At 71.4% G+C, this 17,110-nt stretch carries 15 protein-coding genes; 6 read left to right on the top strand and 9 right to left on the bottom strand.

Annotated features, from left to right (window positions below):
• Positions 1 to 28: 28 nt before the first annotated feature.
• From Vgi01_RS09480 to Vgi01_RS09470, 3 genes are all read right to left on the bottom strand, one after another.
• Complete coding sequence (locus tag Vgi01_RS09480; RefSeq protein WP_233196921.1) at positions 29 to 1,804, bottom strand: ABC transporter ATP-binding protein; 1,776 nt, start codon at positions 1,802 to 1,804, stop codon at positions 29 to 31.
• Positions 1,801 to 3,684 (bottom strand): ABC transporter ATP-binding protein, encoded by a 1,884-nt coding sequence (locus Vgi01_RS09475; protein WP_102659356.1) that lies wholly within the window; start codon positions 3,682 to 3,684, stop codon positions 1,801 to 1,803. The genes Vgi01_RS09480 and Vgi01_RS09475 overlap by 4 nt, the downstream gene beginning before the upstream one ends.
• A gap of 309 nt (positions 3,685 to 3,993) precedes the next feature.
• On the bottom strand, positions 3,994 to 4,794 hold the full coding sequence (locus Vgi01_RS09470; RefSeq protein WP_204290736.1) for a phosphotransferase: 801 nt from the start codon (positions 4,792 to 4,794) through the stop codon (positions 3,994 to 3,996).
• A 139-nt stretch (positions 4,795 to 4,933) separates the two neighbouring features.
• Here Vgi01_RS09470 and Vgi01_RS09465 point away from each other — a divergent pair, with 139 nt between their 5' ends.
• The 6 genes from Vgi01_RS09465 to Vgi01_RS09440 all read left to right on the top strand — a co-directional run bounded on the left by Vgi01_RS09465 (position 4,934) and on the right by Vgi01_RS09440 (position 10,296).
• Positions 4,934 to 5,845 carry a class I SAM-dependent methyltransferase gene (locus Vgi01_RS09465; protein ID WP_158244921.1) on the top strand — a complete coding sequence of 304 codons (912 nt, stop codon included), beginning with the start codon at positions 4,934 to 4,936 and terminating at the stop codon, positions 5,843 to 5,845.
• Between the two features lie 17 nt (positions 5,846 to 5,862).
• Positions 5,863 to 6,765 (top strand): YobF C-terminal domain-containing protein, encoded by a 903-nt coding sequence (locus Vgi01_RS09460; protein ID WP_146017588.1) that lies wholly within the window; start codon positions 5,863 to 5,865, stop codon positions 6,763 to 6,765.
• A gap of 70 nt (positions 6,766 to 6,835) precedes the next feature.
• Positions 6,836 to 7,639 carry a nucleotidyltransferase family protein gene (locus Vgi01_RS09455; protein WP_102659345.1) on the top strand — a complete coding sequence of 268 codons (804 nt, stop codon included), beginning with the start codon at positions 6,836 to 6,838 and terminating at the stop codon, positions 7,637 to 7,639.
• Positions 7,630 to 8,733 (top strand): glycosyltransferase family 4 protein, encoded by a 1,104-nt coding sequence (locus Vgi01_RS09450; RefSeq protein WP_204290735.1) that lies wholly within the window; start codon positions 7,630 to 7,632, stop codon positions 8,731 to 8,733. Before Vgi01_RS09455 ends, Vgi01_RS09450 begins: the two co-directional genes overlap by 10 nt.
• 41 nt (positions 8,734 to 8,774) lie before the next feature.
• On the top strand, positions 8,775 to 9,935 hold the full coding sequence (locus Vgi01_RS09445; RefSeq protein WP_204290734.1) for a DegT/DnrJ/EryC1/StrS family aminotransferase: 1,161 nt from the start codon (positions 8,775 to 8,777) through the stop codon (positions 9,933 to 9,935).
• Positions 9,936 to 10,020: 85 nt separating this feature from the next.
• Positions 10,021 to 10,296 (top strand): acyl carrier protein, encoded by a 276-nt coding sequence (locus Vgi01_RS09440; RefSeq protein ID WP_102659342.1) that lies wholly within the window; start codon positions 10,021 to 10,023, stop codon positions 10,294 to 10,296.
• A 49-nt stretch (positions 10,297 to 10,345) separates the two neighbouring features.
• Here Vgi01_RS09440 and Vgi01_RS09435 read toward each other — a convergent pair whose 3' ends face one another.
• Genes Vgi01_RS09435 through Vgi01_RS09410 form a run of 6 tightly spaced genes read right to left on the bottom strand, consistent with a single transcriptional unit; the run spans position 10,346 to position 17,110 of the window.
• Positions 10,346 to 10,801, bottom strand: coding sequence for a MaoC family dehydratase (locus Vgi01_RS09435; RefSeq protein ID WP_102659341.1), 456 nt, complete (start codon positions 10,799 to 10,801; stop codon positions 10,346 to 10,348).
• A gap of 48 nt (positions 10,802 to 10,849) precedes the next feature.
• On the bottom strand, positions 10,850 to 11,794 hold the full coding sequence (locus tag Vgi01_RS09430) for a hypothetical protein (protein ID WP_204290733.1): 945 nt from the start codon (positions 11,792 to 11,794) through the stop codon (positions 10,850 to 10,852).
• Positions 11,795 to 11,801: 7 nt separating this feature from the next.
• Positions 11,802 to 12,842, bottom strand: a complete 1,041-nt coding sequence (locus Vgi01_RS09425; protein ID WP_158244919.1) for a methyltransferase — start codon at positions 12,840 to 12,842, stop codon at positions 11,802 to 11,804.
• Positions 12,843 to 12,889: 47 nt separating this feature from the next.
• Complete coding sequence (locus tag Vgi01_RS09420) at positions 12,890 to 14,770, bottom strand: beta-galactosidase trimerization domain-containing protein (protein ID WP_204290732.1); 1,881 nt, start codon at positions 14,768 to 14,770, stop codon at positions 12,890 to 12,892.
• A complete protein-coding gene (locus Vgi01_RS09415) occupies positions 14,767 to 15,774 on the bottom strand; it encodes an NAD-dependent epimerase/dehydratase family protein (protein ID WP_102659337.1) in 1,008 nt (335 codons plus the stop codon). Before Vgi01_RS09415 ends, Vgi01_RS09420 begins: the two co-directional genes overlap by 4 nt.
• Positions 15,767 to 17,110, bottom strand: coding sequence for a nucleotide sugar dehydrogenase (locus Vgi01_RS09410; protein ID WP_204290731.1), 1,344 nt, complete (start codon positions 17,108 to 17,110; stop codon positions 15,767 to 15,769). Before Vgi01_RS09410 ends, Vgi01_RS09415 begins: the two co-directional genes overlap by 8 nt.

Raw genomic sequence — 17,110 nt, 5'->3', positions numbered from 1 at the left:
TCATCTGGGCCGGACATCCGGCTACCGGTCACCGGTAGGCCCAAGCGTTGATGGCGACGAGTTCGGCGTAAGGACCGGACCCGGCGCTGAGAGTCGCGTGGTCGCCGGTCTCGACGACCCGTCCGTCCCGCACCACGATGATGAGGTCTGCCGTCCGGACGGTGGAGAACCGATGGGAGACCAACAGGGTGATCGCCCCGGTTTCCTGGCTGACCCGGCTTGCCTGCTCGGCGTAGTGCTCGAACATGGCTAGCTCGGCTTCCGGGTCCATTGCCGTGGTGGGCTCGTCGAGCACCAGCAGCAACGGCGCCGGACGGGCCAGCGCGCGGGCCAGGGCCACCTTCTGCCACTGGCCGCCGGACAGTTCTGCGCCGCTGCCACCCTTGCCGAGCACCGTGTCGAGGCCGTCGGGTAGTTGGCGCAGCACGTCGTCGGCCCGGGCCAGCCGCAGCGCGTCGCGTACCGGCTGATCGGCGAAACCGCTGTCCAGATCGCCTATACCGACGGCGTGGCGGGTCCGAAACTCGTAGCGCACCGCGTCCTGGAAGGCGACGGAGATGCGCTCGCGCCACCCGTCGGGCCGGAGCCGGTGCAGGTCCTCATGGTCGAGGAGGATGCGGCCGCCACTCGGGCGGTACAACCCGCAGAGCAGCTTCACCAGGGTCGACTTGCCGGCGCCGTTCTCCCCCACCACCGCCACCGTGCTGCCGGCCGGCAGCGTCACCGTGACGTCGCGCAGCACCGTCCTGCCGGTTCCGGGGTAACTGAACGAGACGTCCTGCAGGGCGATGCCGTGCCGCAGCCGGTCCGGCGCAGGCAGGTCGCCGGGGTCAGCGTCGCGCACGGCGGCGCGCAGCTGCGCCATCCGACCGTAGAGCGCCGCCATCCGTTGCAGATCGCGTAGGAGGGTGACGGTGGCGGTCACCTGCTGGTTGATCTGGGCGGCGAGGACCACGACCAGGATGACGTCGCCGACGCCGCGCCGGCCGTCAACGGCGGCCCGGACGAGCAGCAGTACGGAGCCGACGTAGGCCAGCGCGAACGTCACCTGACCGGCGGTACGTAGCACGACCGCTCGCAGGTCGGCCCGAAACAGCCGGGCGGTCACGTCCGACCAATGGCCGGCGTGCCGGCGGCGCAACTCGTCGGCGAGCCCGAACACCCGCAGCTCGCTGGCCGAGGGCAGTTGAGTGGTCAGGTTGAACAGGTGCAGCGCCGTGCGGGTGGTCTCCGCCGTGTCCGTCTTCGCCTTGTCCACCAGGTACTCAGCCCGCCGACTCAGGTAGAGCGACGGAACCGCCGCCAGCGGCAGCAGCAGAAGAAGCGGGTGCATCCGTACCAGCAGCACCACGGTGATGCCCACGGCGATCGCCAGGCCGAGGCCGTTGAGCAGCGCTTCCAGCCCTCGGCCGAACTGCCGGATCTCACGTTGCAGCACGGTCACCGTGTCGCTGGTCGCCGCATGCTCGTGATGGGCGATCCCGACCGAGCCGTTGGAAAGGGTGATGAGCTGCTCGTCGAAGTCGAGTTCGGCCTGTTCGGCCAGTTCGACGTAGGCAAGGTGGGCGAAGTGGCCGAAGGTGACGGTGGCAAACGCCAGGACGCCGGCAAGCAGCCCGGCCAGCAGCACCACACGTGTGTTCCCGGCGACCACCGCGTCGGTCATCGAGCCCAGCACCAGCGCGAGCAGTGGCGCCGCCGACGCGCCCGCCACGACGAAGAAGATCGCGGTAACCGTCTTGCCGCGGTGCATCCGCCACGCCGTGGCGAGCATCCGCCAGCTACCGGCGAACGTCGCGCTCACCTGAGCACCTCCCGGGCATCGACGTCGTCCGAGGGAGCCTCCTCCGGACCCAGCACCCGGTCGGACTGCATCCGGAACAGCCGCGCGTACCGGCCGCCGGTTGCCATCAACTCCTCGTGGCTGCCCCGCTCGACCACCCGCCCGTGTTCGAGGACGACGATCACGTCGGCATGTCGGACGGTGGAGAACCGATGGGAGATCAGCAGGCTGGTGACGCCTCGGGTCAACTCGGCGAACTGGTCGAAGAAGCGTGCCTCGGCGCGCACGTCGAGGTTCGCGGTGGGTTCGTCAAGGACCACGATCGGCGCGCCGTGCTGGACGGCGAAGATCGCCCGGGCCAACGCCACCCGCTGCCATTGACCGCCGGAGAGCTCCGCTCCGTCGGCGATGTGTCGCGCCAGCGGGGTGTCCAGGCCGGCGGGAAGCCGGTCCAGATCGTCGGTCAGTCCCACGGACGCGACGGCCCTACGCACCCCGGCCCGGTCGTCACGGTGATGGACCGCGCCGAAGGCGATGTTGTCGGCGACCGAGGTCTCGTATCGCAGGAAGTCCTGGAAGATGACGCCGATCGCGGCACGCCACTCGGAGACGGGAAACGAGCGGATGTCCACCCCATCGGCCCGGATCACGCCACCGGTCGGCTCGTAGAGCCGGGCCAGAAGCTTGACCAGCGTGGTCTTGCCGGCACCGTTGACGCCGACGATCGCCGTACACTTCCCGACCGGGATCCGCAGGTCCAGTTCATCAAGGACCGCGCGGTCCTGGCCGGGGTAGCGGAAGCTCACCCGGTCGAAGTGCAGTTCCCCGCGTAGCGACGGCAGCGGACGCGTTGGCACCGGCGGGGTGGCGGGCCCGGTCGCCGCCAGACGACCCACGAAGCGGCGTACGTCGTCGTAGGCGGAGATACCGACGGCGGTCTGCACGTCGGCCTCGGCGTAGTAGCTGCCGAGCGCGATCGCGCCCAGCGTCGCCTGCACCACGAGGGCGAACTGCGTGAGCGTCAGCGTCGCGGGGGCGGCCACGCCCACCGCCGCAAACACCGCGACGCCTACCGCGAGGCTCGGCCCGGCGAAGATCAGGTACCGCCAAAGCAGGATCCGCCGACGGTAGGCCCACAGCGGTCGCAGCCACATCAGGTACACCCGGCGGTACGTCGCGGTCAGCCAGCCGACGAGGCCGAACACCCGGATTTCCTTGCCTGCGAGGGGTTCGACAGCAAGCCCTCGCAGGTAGTGCACCCGGCGCTCGGCGCGGCTCAACCGCTGCCGCGCCTCGGCATAGCGACTCAGCCCGCCCCGGGTGCTGTGTCGCACCAGCAGCACCGACAGGATCAGACCCGCCGCCGCGAGCCAGGAGAACGCCACACCGATCACCACGGCGTACGCAAGCAACTGTGTGTACCGGGCCAGCAGGGCGAGCAGACCCGCGCACGCATCGCCCGGCGTCTGCACGGCGAACTGCAGTTTCAGCGCCGCCACCCGCAGCCGGTCCTGGTTCTGCTCGTCCTCCAGAGGCGCGATGCCCACCGGGGACAGCGCCGCCGCCATCAACTCGTCGTGCACCTGCTGATCGACCCGGCGGCTCAACAGATCCCCGAGCGAGGTCCGCAGGGGGGTGATCACCTGCTGCGCGACGAAGGCCAGGGCCGCTCCGAGGAAGACCGTCACCAGCGAGTCCCAGGCCGCGGAGTTCAGGCCGCCGCTGACGGCCGCCGGAACCTGCCCGAGCAGGATGCTGGTCGCCACGATGAACAGCACGGGCAGCACACCCAGCAGCAGGTTGGTCAGGACCAGGACGGTAACCAGGACGGCACCACCCCGACGCAGCAGGCGCACGGTCTGCCAACGGGCACGCAGCAGGTTCGCTGGATTGCTGGCCATCGTGTCGGGGCTCTCATGCAAGGGCACCTCGACCGGGAGATCCAGCCTGTGATCGCGCACCACACCTCCAGCTCGCCCTGGTCCGCCCACGCTCCGGAGGCGCGGGTGCGGTGGTGCGCCGGACGGGCAGCGAACCCGCCGACCGGACGCGAGTCCGTTCAGCCGTCGTCGCCGGGGCCGACATCACCTCCAGCCCGGCGACCCTGACCGACGGCGAACGGCGTACGGAGCGGGTAGGACGGGCCTAGCGTCCATGCTGGAGGGCAGGGGACAGAGCCCGCATCTTTCAACATGCGTTTGGGCCAGCGGTCAGGCGCCGGAGTGCCGACGGTGGCGGTGCAGCTCGGCCAGCCGGCGGCGGGCGTACACCGGCTCGGCCCGCCAGCACGTCGCCGTCTCCCACGCGAGGCCGGCGGCACGCAACTGCGCCCGGTCGCCCGGCCACGGCGTCGTCACCTCGTCGGGCAGGAGGGCGTAGTCGAACCAGGGCACGTCCACCCGTGCCTCGTCCCAATCCAGCAGCGTAACCCGGGCGCCGTCGACCAGCACGTTGGTGGGGCCGACGTCGCCGTGCACCACGCAACGCGGTCCCTGCTGCACCGGCAGCCAGGCTGACCGCACCAGCCGGGCCACCGAAGCAGGCATCGCGTCCAGCCGCACGTCTCCACCCCGTCCCGCGTCGAGCAGCATCCCGCTGGCGGCGAACCCGGGGCGCTGCGGCCAGCCGGTCGTCGCCGTGTGCAGCACCGCGAGCTGGTCGACGACCCGCCGCCAGTCGGCGGGTCCGGCCGGATGCCGGCCGGGGACGAATTCGCTGACCAGCATCCCGTCGACGTGCCGACGGCCGTCGTCGGTGGGTACCAGCTCCGGTGCCGCCACCCCGCGGTCACGCAGATGCTCCAGCAGGTCCAGCTCCCAATCCAGGGCGGCGCGGGACCGGATCGAGCGGCGGACCACCAGCGGAACCCCGGCCCGCTCGGCGAGCATCACCACGTTGCGGTGCCCGCCGGGCAGTGGGCGGAGAAGCTCAACGCCTGCCCACGCCGCAAGCCCGCTCCATCCCTCGCCGGGCGCAGAGTCGTCCACATTGCCTCCCTCGTCGTCAGTCATGACGGCCCACGCTAGCCGAGCAGGATCGGACGGGGCCGGGCCGCGACCCCGCCGGTTGGGGCAACCCTCGTGCTGCCCGCATGGGTACGCCCGCACGGGCAGATGTCACTTGCCCGCATCGATGGAAACACTGAGAGGCATGAGTATCGAGGCGGCTCCAGACACGGAGCTGTTCGGCGTCGCCCGGACCGCCCGTTGGACCGCGGCAGCGCGGGCGCGGGAATCGGCGCGCCCGGACCGACTCTTCGACGACCCGTTCGCCGCTCTGCTCGCCGGCACCGACGGGGACACCCTGCTGCGACACTTCCACACCGAGCGATCCGCTCCCGATGGCAACCCGGTGCTGCCGATCCGTACCCGGTGGTTCGACGACTTCCTGCGCGCCAGCGTCACCCCCCAGTGCCAGGTGGTCGGTCTGGGCGCCGGCCTGGACACCCGCGCATACCGGCTGAACTGGCCACCGGGTGTCGTGGTGTTCGAGGTGGACCAGGGAACGGTACTGAGGTACAAGCGACAGCGGCTCTCCCAGGCCGTCGACGTGCCGCGGTGCGAGCGCCGGACCGTCGCGGCCGACTTCACGGGTGAGTGGGGGTCGGCGCTGCTCGACGCCGGTTTCGACCCGACGGCGCCGACCGTGTGGTTCGCCGAGGGGCTGTTGTTCTACCTGCCGGCGCCGGTGGCCGCCGCGGTGGCGACCCAGGCTGCCGACCTCTCCACTGGTGGCAGCCGAATCGCGGTGGACCTCATCGGTACGGGGATCTTCCGGATGCGCTACATGCGACCGTTCCTCGACAAGCTGGCCGACTCCGGCAGCCCGTGGCTATTCGGCACGGACGCCCCAGCCGAGTTCCTCCGGCAGGCCGGTTGGAACGTTGAACAGGTTACCGAGCCCGGCACGGCTGGAACCGACTACGGACGCTGGCCGCAGGGCGCACCGCCGGTGGACTTCCCGAACCTGCCGCGCAGCTATCTCGTCACCGCCAGCCGTCGCCCCGACGGTCCTGGCCCCACATCCGCCGGTGCCGCTGCGCCGTCGGACGTCCATCGCTGAGACAGGAGTTGGTCCCGATGCCCGTCCAGTTCTCCGGAGAGACGCATGGCTGTTACTCCGACTCGCTCCAGATGGCCCTCGGCGACGAGGGTCCCGGCGAGGCCGTGATCGAGGTGCTGACCGGGTCGGCCTTCGGCATGTACCTACACCACGACGGACGTCCCTTCTTCGCCCCGGGCGGCTGGAACCCGGAGAAGGGCATCGCCAACGTGCTGGACCTGCTCGGTTGGACGTGCGAGCGGATCGTAGGCTCTCCGGACGAGGTGCTCCGGGCGCTGGAGAAGGTGGACGACCAGCACCGGGCGATGGCCGGCCCGGTGGAGATGGGACTGCTTCCGCACCATCCGGGGCTGGGTCAGCCCATCGGGGTCGACCACTATCTGGTGGTCGTCGGCTTCGACGGGGAGAACGTCGTGATCCACGACCCGCGCGCTCACCCGTACACCGTGCTGCCGGTGCAGAAGCTGCTCGACGCTTGGCGCACCAAGACGCTGTCCTACACCGTCCCGGACTTCAATCTGCGCACCGCATTCCGGCGGGTACGCGAGGTCGACACTGCCGAGGCGTTGCGCCGACTGCTGCCGATCGCCGCCGACCTGGTCGCACCGGATGCCTCCGCGGAGGCGGCCGAGGGCGCGGCGAAGGTGCTCGACGGCGGCCTGAGCACCCCACTCTTCTTCCATCTGGCCGACTTCATGGTGTGCGCTGGCGCACGACGACGCAACGACGCGGCCGTGATGTTCGGCCGGCACGGCTACACCCGAGTCGCGGAGGTGTTGGACCAGCAGGCCCGGCTCATCGGTTCGATGGAGTACCCACTGGTGGCCGGGGACTACGCCGTCGCCGCGAAGACGATGCGCGAGCTCGCGCCCACATTCATCGCATTGGAGACCGAACTGCGGGCGGCGGTCCGGGCGTGAGGCACGGCACAGCGGCAGGGGCACGTCCGCACCCGGACGGGACCCTCGTCCGAGGAACGGGAGGCTGACGATGCACGCGATCCTGCTCGTGGGGGGCCGAGGCACCCGCCTCATGCCACACACCAGCAACCGCCCCAAGGCACTGATGCCGATGGGACAGCACTCCCTGCTGGAGATCAGCCTGCGCCGGCTGCACGCCTGCGGGTTCACCCGGGCGACGCTGTGCGTCTCGCACCTGGGCTCGATGATCCGGTCCGCGATCGGCGACGGATCCCAGCTCGGCCTGCGGGTGGACTACTGCACCGACGAACGACCGTTGGGGACCGCAGCACCGCTGCTGCTCGTGCCGGACTGGACCGAGCCCGCCGTGGTGATGAACGGCGACCTGCTGACCTCACTCGACTTCGGGGACCTGCATCGGCGACACGTGGCCAGCGGCGCCGGATTCACTGTGGCGTACCAACGCTACTGGGTCTCCACCGGGGTCGGGCTGCTGCGCACCGACGGTGACCGGATCCGACGGGTGCACGAGAAGCCGACCTTCGAGTGGAGCGTCTGCTGCGGAATCTACGTGGCCGACCCGGACGTCCGGTCGTACATCCGTGCCGGCGAGCCGACCGACATGCCCGCCCTCATCAACGCGCTGACCGGCGCCGGCAGACCGGTAAACGGCTATGCCTTCAACGAGTCCTGGCACGATGTGGGCACGCCCGCCCGCTATGAGCAGGCGCGAGCGGACTTCCTGGCGGATCCCGACCGCTACCTGCGGTTGACGCCGTCCGCGCCAACGGCGGACCGGTCTCGCCCCGAACTCGATGTCGTCTTTCTTGACGAGCCGGTGACAGGCGGCGCCACGATCGAGACGTGGACGTGAGCGGCGGCACCGGCGAGGTCCTCGTGGTCTTCGACGGCTACGGGCAAGCACGGGCAGGAGCGGAGCGGATGGCGGTGCGCGCGGCGGCGGGCCTGGCCGCACGATCGCGGCGGGTGACGGCGCTGGCGTCCACCGCCCATTCGGAGAGCGTGGCCAGTCTGCGCACGGCCGGTGTGCCGCTTTACAACGACGCCGCCCAACTGCTCCAGGACCGTCCAGACTTCGCCCCGTCGGTGGTGCACGCCTTCGACCTGGCCCGCCCCGACGCACCGGCCGAGGCGGTGCGGCTGGCGCGCCGGTACGGCGCCCGACTGGTCCTGACCCCCTGTTCGGCACCACAGGTGTGGCCCGACCCTGTCCTGGCCGGCGAGGTCTGTCGGGCCGCCGACGTGGTCTTCGCCCTGACGGTCACGGAGATGACCGCGCTGAGCGATCTGGGTGTGCGGGGCGATCAGCTCCGCCGGCTGCCGTCCGCCTCGGATCTCACCGGGCCGGTCGACACCGCAGAGTTTCGACGCCGCCACGGCATCGACGGGCCGTTCGTACTCTTCGTCGGGCGGCGGATGGTCAGCAAGGGGTACCGGACACTGCTGGAGGCGATGGCCACGGTGTGGCACCGGTTGCCCGCTACCCGGTTCGTCTTCATCGGTCCGGACGTCGATCCCGACGCGTCCGCCCACTTCGCCGCCCACGCCGATCCGCGCCTGCACGACCTGGGAACGGTCGACGAGCAGACCAAACACGACGCGATCGCGGCCTGCGAACTACTCTGCCTGCCCAGCGTCGCGGACGTGTTTCCGCTGGTCTTCGTCGAGGCCTGGACCTGCGGCCGGCCGGTGGTCAGCGGAGCGTTCGCCGGCGCGCACCAGGTGGTGCGTGAGGGTGTGGACGGGCTCGTCGTACCGCCAGGTCCAGAGAGCGTGGCCGCCGCGCTGATCGAGCTGCTCGCCAACGACGTTCGACGCAGGCGGCTCGGGGCCGCGGGCCGGCGGCGCGCCGAGCGGTCGTTCGGCTGGGATCGGGTCATCGACGCATACGAGTCGAGCTACGCGCCCCCGCCCAGCCCGGCCGCACCGACTGCGCTACCACGGTGAGCGGCACCAACCACCTGCCCACCGCCTGAAAGGACGCACCGATGAGCGCACCGACCGCCCCGCGTTGGCGGGTCACCCTGGCCGACAACACCGTCGACGAGCAGGAGATCGCCGCGGTCACCGAGGTTCTGCGCTCGCGCTGGCTCTCGGCCGGCGCGCAGACCGCTGCCTTCGAGCGGGAGTTCGCCGACCGGATCGGCGCCGACGACGCGGTCGCGGTCAGCAGTGGTACGGCCGCGCTGCACCTGGCGGTGATGGCCCTCGACCTGGGACCGGCCGATGAGGTGATCATGCCGGCGTTGACGTTCGTGGCCTCCGCCGCGGTGGTGGCGCTGGCCGGCGCCACCCCGGTTCTCGCCGACGTGTGCGCCCCGGACGACCTCACCGTGGATCCGGTGGACGTGGCGCGGCTAATCACCGCACGGACCCGAGCCGTCGTCGCGATGCACTACGCCGGCTACCCGGCGGACCTGGCCGCGCTGCGGATGGTCTGCGACCGGCACGGCGCGGTCCTGATCGAGGACGCCGCACACGCCCCGGTCGTCGAGTACGACGGGCGGATGCTCGGGACGCACGGTGACATCGGCTGCTTCAGCTTCTTCGCCACCAAGAACGTCACCAGCGGCGAGGGTGGCATGGTGCTCGCCCGCGACCAGGCGGTCCGGGACCGGATCCGGCTGGCCCGCTCACACCACCTGACCACCTCCACCTGGGACCGGCTCAGCACGGGCGACGCCAGCTACGACGTCGCCGGGATCGGGCTGAACTACCGGCCGACGGAGGTCTCGGCCGCGTTGGGGCGAGTCCAGTTGGGCCGGCTCGACCGGGACCGGCAGCGGCGCCGGGAACTGGTCGCGACGTACCGGGAGGTGCTCGCGGCGGCACCCGAGCTGGTGCTGCCGTTCGCCGGGAGGACCGGCGACTCCGCGCTGCACCTGATGCCGGTCGTGCTGCCCGAGGGGACCGACCGGGGCGCGGTACGCGAGGTACTCGCCGCCGCCGGCATCCAGACCTCGGTGCACTATCCCCCGGTGCACCACCTGTCGGCCTACCGGGACAGCGCGGGCGCGGGTCGTTCGGCGCTGACCGTGACCGACGCGGTGGCGCCGCGGCTGCTGTCGCTGCCGCTGCACAGCCGGATGTCCGACGACGACGCCGTACTGGCCGGGCGGGCGCTGCTGAGTTGTCTGCGGGAGCGCTGAATGGCGCCGCCCGCACCCGGGACACCTCCGCGCTGCCGGTCCCAGCCCGACCAACCGAACCCCCATCGACTGGACGGAGCACATCATGATCTCCCCACCCACTGCCGCCTCGGTCGAGGCGACCATCATCCGGCTGCTGATCGAGATGACACGGATCGATGCGGCGAGGCTGACCGGCGACACCAGGATCTTCATGGAGCTCGGCCTGAACTCGGCCATGATCCTCGAACTGTTGATGCGGCTGGAGGAAGACCTCGGCCGGCCGATGGTCGGCCAGGTGGACTGGTTGCACATGGAGACCGTCGCCGACCTGGCGGGGTTCGTCGCCGGACGGCAGGACGACGGCGCGTCCCGGTCCTGAACCGGGTGGTGCCAGCTCCGGCTGTCGGGGCCGGCACCACCGCGGATCCTCAGGCGTAGTTGTGCACCAGCACCTGCGCGACGCAGACCGGTACCCGGCGCCGATCCGTCTCGAAGGTCAGGCTCAGGGCCAGCCGGACGCCGCTGCGCAGCGGCCGGACCTCACGCAGCCGGACCCCCGCCCGGATCCGGGAGCCGACGAGCACGGGCGACAGGAAGCGGACCCGGTCACAGCCGTAGTTCACCTTCATGCGTACGCCCTCGGGGACGAGTACCTGCTCCAGTACCCGGGAGGTCAGGGCGAGGATGAGGAACCCGTGGACGACGGTGCCGCCGAACGGGCCGTCGGCGGCCCGCTTCGGATCGACGTGAATCCACTGGTGGTCGCCGATCGCCTCGGCGAAGCGGTCCACCTGTTCCTGGTCGATCGACATCCACTCGCTGAAGCCGAGATGCTGCCCCACCAGATCGCGCAGGGGCTCGGCCTCGCTACCGACAATGATCATGTTGCCCTCTCCTCGGGTCGGGTGATCGGACGGCCAGGGGTCACCGGGTCACTGGACGAGGAAGTAGGCCGGCCCCAGCCGCTCAGGCGCCGACGCACCGCCGGTCGCGCCCACATGGCGCAGGAACGGGACATCCAGGCCCAGGTCCACCCGCCAGTACGCGTCGCCGGGGCTGCGGTGGGCGGGCCAGTCGTCGCCGAGCAGTCCCCAGCCCACCAGCGTGTGGAGGAAGAACGGGTCCGCCGGCCACCAGCGGCCCTCGGCGTCCCGCAGCTCCAGCCAGTGGTGCCGGTTGGCGAAAGGGCGCGACAGGCACAGTCCGGTGGCCGCCCGGACCGGCACGCCGAGTTCGCCGCCCCGGGAAACCAGGTGGCGCACTGCGAGGGTGCAGTCGGCCAGGCCGGTCTCCCGCACGAATCCGAGATCGGTGGTGAGTCCCGGTGGCAGCAGGTGGAACCGCAGCTGCGCCGCCTCGGCGAAGAGGCGCCGTTGCCCGGGAGTGGGCGCCGTGGGTGCGGCGGCCGGGGCGAGGTCGAGGTCGACCTCGAACCGGGCCGCCTCGGGTCGCCGGGTCGCGACGACCTGCGGCGCGGACGTCACCGCCGGGTCCAGGTGGAAAGAACAGCCGGTGCAGTGCTCCCGTGCCGGGCAGTACGCGCGCACGATCACCGTACGGCGCGTGGTGGCCGCGGCCCCGTTGGCCCGCAGAGCCGCCGCCATCGCCTCGTACGTGGACCGCTGTGGTGACCGCACACCCAGCTGAAGTGCCGCGTTACGCAAGTCGTACCGGTCGAAGAGCAGGCCGTCGGCGTTCGACGAGTGCGGGAAACCCAGCTCGACCAGCTGCTCCAGGCAGGCCCGGGGCAGCCGGTGGAACTGGGCCGCGTGCTCCAGCGACGTCTCAAAGGCCCGATGCTCGTCGGGTACCCGGCTGGCCTGTCGCACCACGGACTCGAGCGTCGTCGAGGTAACGGCCTGTTCGGGGGTGGACATCGGCGTCCTACCGGGCGGGCTTGCGGGCGAGGAACAGTCCGTTGCCGGGTGCGCTGCGCACCGCGTGGAACTCCACGTCGACCAGCCCGGCGGCGGTGAGCCAGTCGCGTACCTCGTCGAGCGGGTACGTCTGCTGGCCGACGCTGTTGAACATGCTCAGCGCCATCATGGCGCCGAAGCTACGTCCGATCGGACCCAGTTCCGGGGCGGGGAACTGGTCGAGAAGCACCAGCAGGCCGCCGGGCTGCAGGGCGGCGGCGGTGCGGGCGACCAGTTCCCGATTCTGGCGGTGGCTCTTGGAGTGGATGACGTTGAACAGCAGCGCCATGGAGGTGCTGCCCAGGTCGTCGGTGAAGAAGTCGCCGGCCCGGAAGTCGATCCGGTCGGCCATGTCGTTCTCGACGATGGCCCGGTTGGCGAGCCGTTGCATCTCCGGGATCTCGAAGATGGTCGCGCGCAGCTGTGGGTGCCGGCGGCAGATCGCGATGCTGTAGAGCCCGTAGCCGCCACCGAGATCCAGCAGGTGCCCCGCCGGATCCGGCACCGGTATCCGCTCCAGCACCTCGTCGATGTTCATGTTGGTGAGGGCCACCATGCCGTCCTGGAACACCCGCCACTCCTTGGCCAGCCAGCGCGGCGTACGCGGCTGCTCCGGCTCGAACGCAAGGGTCAGGTCGCCGCGCAGGCGGCTCTCAAGGTTCGCCCAGTCAGTGAAGACGATCTTCTCGAAGTACGGGATGCCCATGCTGATCATCGGCAGTAACTCGTTGGTCGTGTCGGTGGCCGCGTACCGGTCACCGACCTGGGAGACGTAGCCCAGGCAGTCGAGACAGTCGAGCAGGAACGCCGTGCCGCGGGGATCGAGGCCCGCCCGGTCGGCCACCTGCTCGGCGGTCAGCTCCTCGTCGGCGAGCGCCGCCAGCACACCGGTGCGGAAGGCCAGGGTGACGGCCCGGAAACCCCAGGCCGAGAGCATGTCGAACATGAAGGCGGGCACCGCGTTCTCGGCTCCGGCCAGGGACCGCTCGCCGGGGACAGTGATGGGCATGGTGGTCTCCAATCGATGAAGCATCCCCGCTCGGCGGCGGACGCGGGTCAGTGCGGGGCTGGCTGTTCGTGGACGGACGCAACGTCGTCGGGTCGCAGCTCGCGCGGCCCGGCGAGCAGCCGCCAGTCCTTGCCGTCGAGGACCACCTCCTGGCACACCGGTCGGCCGGCGGGCGGCTGCCAACGCAGTTGGACGCGGCGCACGGTCGGCGCGTGGTTGACCAACAGCACCTCGTGCGGGTCGCCGGCCCGCCCGGGCAGGATTTCCACGTCCGGATCGGCGCAGTCGACCTCGGGCGCCAGCCCCGCCAGCGTGGCGACCTGCCGGTACAGGCCCTCCCAGGCGGCGGCGGTGAGCCGACCGGGCACGTCGAGCTGGCGCTCGAACGGAGCCGCGCAGAACACCACCTGACCGGCGCCGACCGCGTTGCGTACCAGGGCCGGGGTGCCGTCCGGGTAGCGACCGAGCACCTGCCCGGTGGTCACCGAAAGCACCGACGGCCGGACTCCGGCACCGGCCCAGTCGATCGCCCACCGATCGGCGTCCCACTCGACGTACTCGCGTCCGGCCGCGAGCAGGGTGTAGTCGACCGGTTCGGCACCGGCCAGGTCGGACCCCGGAAACCCGTGCAGGTGGTCGGCCATCGAGTAGTACACGGTCGCGCCGTGGCGGGCCGCGCCGGCCAGCCGGTCCAGGTCGGTCAGGGTGACGTGACCGACCGACGGGCAGACCACCAGCCGGTAGCCGGTCAGGTCACCGGCGACGATGTCGACGTCCAGGTGTGCCCGTTTGAGCAGGAGGTAGGCGTAGAAGGTGGCCACCGTGCCGACCCCCGTGTCCAGGTACGACCCGCCGTCGACGCGGGCCCGTTCCGGCAGGTAGAGCGCGACCGGAGCCCGGCGCGGGCCGGGTCGCAGCCGGGAAGCCGCCCGCAGCGCCCGGCGTAGCCCGGCCATCGCCGGCCGGGGTGTCCCGTCGAGCCGGTGCAGACCCACGAAGCGCTCACCGGGTCGCTGCTGGTAGGGCTCCGCAGTGGAGGCGATGTCCTGCCAGCACCAGGCCAGCACGCCGGCAGCGCCGTTGCCCAGGGCGGAGGCCGTGGCGGCACGCAGGTAGGCCGCCGTGGTGGCCTCGTCGGTGCCGTAGCTGGTCAGCTCGTCGACGAGCGGCACCCCGAACGCCCGCGCGTAGCGGACCAGGAACGGCACCAGGCTGGTCGCCTTGTAGCAGCTGGTCGACTCGATCGACACCGGCGCCCAGGTGGGGAAGCCGTGCAGCGCGATCAGGTCCAGCCCGGTGGCGTTGTCCGGACCGAACGGCGCGGCGCCGAGCACCCCGGAGGCGTCGTTGGCCTGTGTCACCAGCAACCCGGGAAGCTCCGCGCGCAACGTCTCGGCCAGCCCGGTCTGCCATGCGGCGACGGTTTCCCGGGGCAGCCGGGCGGCACCGGGGTCGACGTTGGCGATCTCGTCACCGAGGTCCACGGCCAGCACGTTGCCGGCCCCGCGTAACGCGAGGGCTACCCGCCGGGCGTAGGCCCGTTGCCGCTCCAGCAGTTGCGCGTCGTCGAAAAAGCCACGGCCCGGCCGCCAGGACAACTCCAGGCGCTGCCCATTCATCCAGATCGTCAACAGGGAGAGCACACAGGCCAACCCGGCTTCGGCGGCCAGGTCGACGGCGGTACGCAGCCGGTCGAGGACGACCGGGTCGTGCCGGCCGGGCGCCGGTTCGAAGTCCCGCCAGAACAGGAAGAGCCGTACGGTGTTCAGTCCCGCGTCGACCATCGCCCGGAAGTCGCGGCGCAGGGCCGATGGATCCCAGTCGGTCCAGATCCGGCAGCCGGCCGCCGACGGGTGGTAGTCGACCCCGGCGACGGAGAACGGTGCGCCGTCGCGCCACAGCTCACCGTCGCGGATCTCGAAGCTCATGAGTGGTCCCTGACGAGCGCCGGCGCGGCGGGGGTCGGGTCGGCGGTGAGGGTGGCCGCGTACCAGTCGAAGGTCTGCCGCAGCCCTCGGTCCAGGTTGACGCGAGGTGCGTACCCGAGGGTGCCTCGCAGCCGGCCGAGGTCGGGTAGCCGCCGGTCCGGGGAGCCGGGCGGGGGGTCGAAGACCTCGAAGGTGGGGGTATAGCCGGCCAGTCGGCTGACACGCTCGGCCAGTTCCCGGATCACGATCTCCTCGGTGTCGTTGCCGATGTTGGCCACGACCGGTTCGGAGCCGGGCAGGCGGGTCAGGCCGATAGTCGCGTCGACGGCGTCGTCGATGTGACAGAAGGCGCGGGTCTGGGTCGCCCCGTAGATGGGGAAGGGATCCTTGCGGGCCAGTGCCCGGGCCACGAAGTGGGGTATCACGTGGTCGTGCCCCATCCGGGGACCGTAGATGTTGTGGTAGCGGCCGATCCTTACCGGAAACAGGTCGGCGCACTGGCGCAGCAGCGTCTCGGCGACGATCTTGCTGAGCCCGTAGGAGGCCCGGGGCAGCGACGGGTCGGGCAGTACGAAGGGCACGTCCTCCGGCACCGGGAACGGCGCCAAGCCGAGGCGGGCGGCGCCGTCGGCGACCTCGCTCGTGGAGCTGAGGTAGACCCGCCCGGGTGGGCGACGCCGGCACCAGTCGATCAGGTTCAGCACGGCCCGCAGGTTCACGTTGAGTGCCAGCGACGGGTTCTCGCTGTTCTGCCGTACCCCGACGACCGCGGCCAGGTGGTAGACCTCGTCGAAGTCGTCGATCAGCAGGTCCGCGGGGATCGGGGTGGTCAGGTCGTGCCGGACCAGGCGGGCGTCGGCGCGGACCTGGTCGAGGTCCCGGTCGGCCCGGCCACGGGACAGGTCGTCGAGTAGGGTCACGTCCGCTCCGTCGCGCAGCAGACGGCGGGCGAGGTGCAGGCCGACGAAACCGGCTCCGCCGGTGATCAGGATCCGGTCAGCCACGGCCCAGCCCCCGGTAGTCCACCTCGGCCACCCCGGACAGCGACGACGCCAGGTCGCCCCAGACGTCGACCACCAGCGCGGGACGGTTCATGGTGCGACGCAGCAGCGCGGCGTCGATCTCGGCGCGGTAGCGCGGGTGGTCCACCAGGAGCACCAGGGCGTCTGCGCCGGCCAAACCGTCGGCGAGGGACATCGGGATGTACCCGAGCCCGGCGGTGACGGTGTCGGAGACCAGGTAGTCGTGGCCGGCCAGCAGCCGCACCCGCTCGCGCAGGCCGTCCGCGACGACCGTGGCGGCCGAGCCCCGCACGTCGTCGGTCTCCGGCCGGCCCTTGTAGGCCATCCCGCAGACCAGGACCTTCGCGTCGGCCGGCACCCGGCCGGTGGCGGCCAGGGCCTTGAGAACCCGTTCGGTCACCAGGTGCGGCACCTGCTCGTTGACGGCGCGGGCGGCGGCCACCAGCGTCGGGTGGTATCCGGCGGTTCCGGCCGAGTACATCAGCAGGTACGGGTCCTTGGTCAGGCAGCTGCCACCGACGAACCCGGGCCGGGCCAGGTCGGGCCGGGGATAGTTCAGGTTCGCGGCGGCGATGACCTCGGTGGCGTCCACGCCGAGCGCCTCGGCGATCATCGCCAGCTCGTTGCCGAAGCCGTACAGCAGGTCGGTGTGGGCGTTGCAGGCCAGCTTGACCAGCTCGGCCGTCTCCAGATCGGCGGTGCCGACCTGTTCGGGAGTGAGCCGGGCGAACAGCCGCCGGGCACGGTCGGCGGAGCGGTCGTCCAAACCGCCGACGACCTGCGGAAGGCTGGCCAGTTCGGCCAGCGCGCGGCCCTGAATGGTGCGTTCGGGGCAGAAGGCGAGCAGCGGCTCGTCGACCCGGGCGCGCAGCAGCGGCAGCAGGACGCGCCGGGTCGTCCCGACCGGGACGGTGCTGCGCACCACGACGAGGGTGTCCGCGGTGGTGGCGGCGGCGGCGGTCTCAGCGGCGGCGGTGAAGTGGCGCAGGTCCGGCCGGCCGGTGCCGGTGTCGAGCGGGGTGCCGACACAGATGACGATCGCGGACGGCGTGACGCCGGCCAACGTGTCGGTGACGGTCAGCCGGTCCGCCGGCAGGCTGCGCAGCAGTTCGTCGACACCGGGCTCGAACAGTGCCGGTGTTCCGGCCCGCAACGCCGCCCGGGTCCTCGGGTCGGCCTCCACGCCGACGACGGACACGCCCGCCCGGGCCAGGCTCACCGCCAGGGTCAGGCCGACGTACCCGAGGCCGATGACGGCGACGGGGCCGTCCGGCCCGTCGGCGGGAGTCCACGGTCGTGGGAACGTGGGGTGGGTCAT

Source organism: Micromonospora gifhornensis (genome assembly GCF_016863515.1).
In the GTDB taxonomy this organism is placed as follows: Bacteria; Actinomycetota; Actinomycetes; order Mycobacteriales; family Micromonosporaceae; genus Micromonospora; species Micromonospora gifhornensis.
The sequence above is the reverse complement of the archived record's forward strand: the minus strand, read 5'-3'. Positions and strand labels throughout refer to the sequence as shown.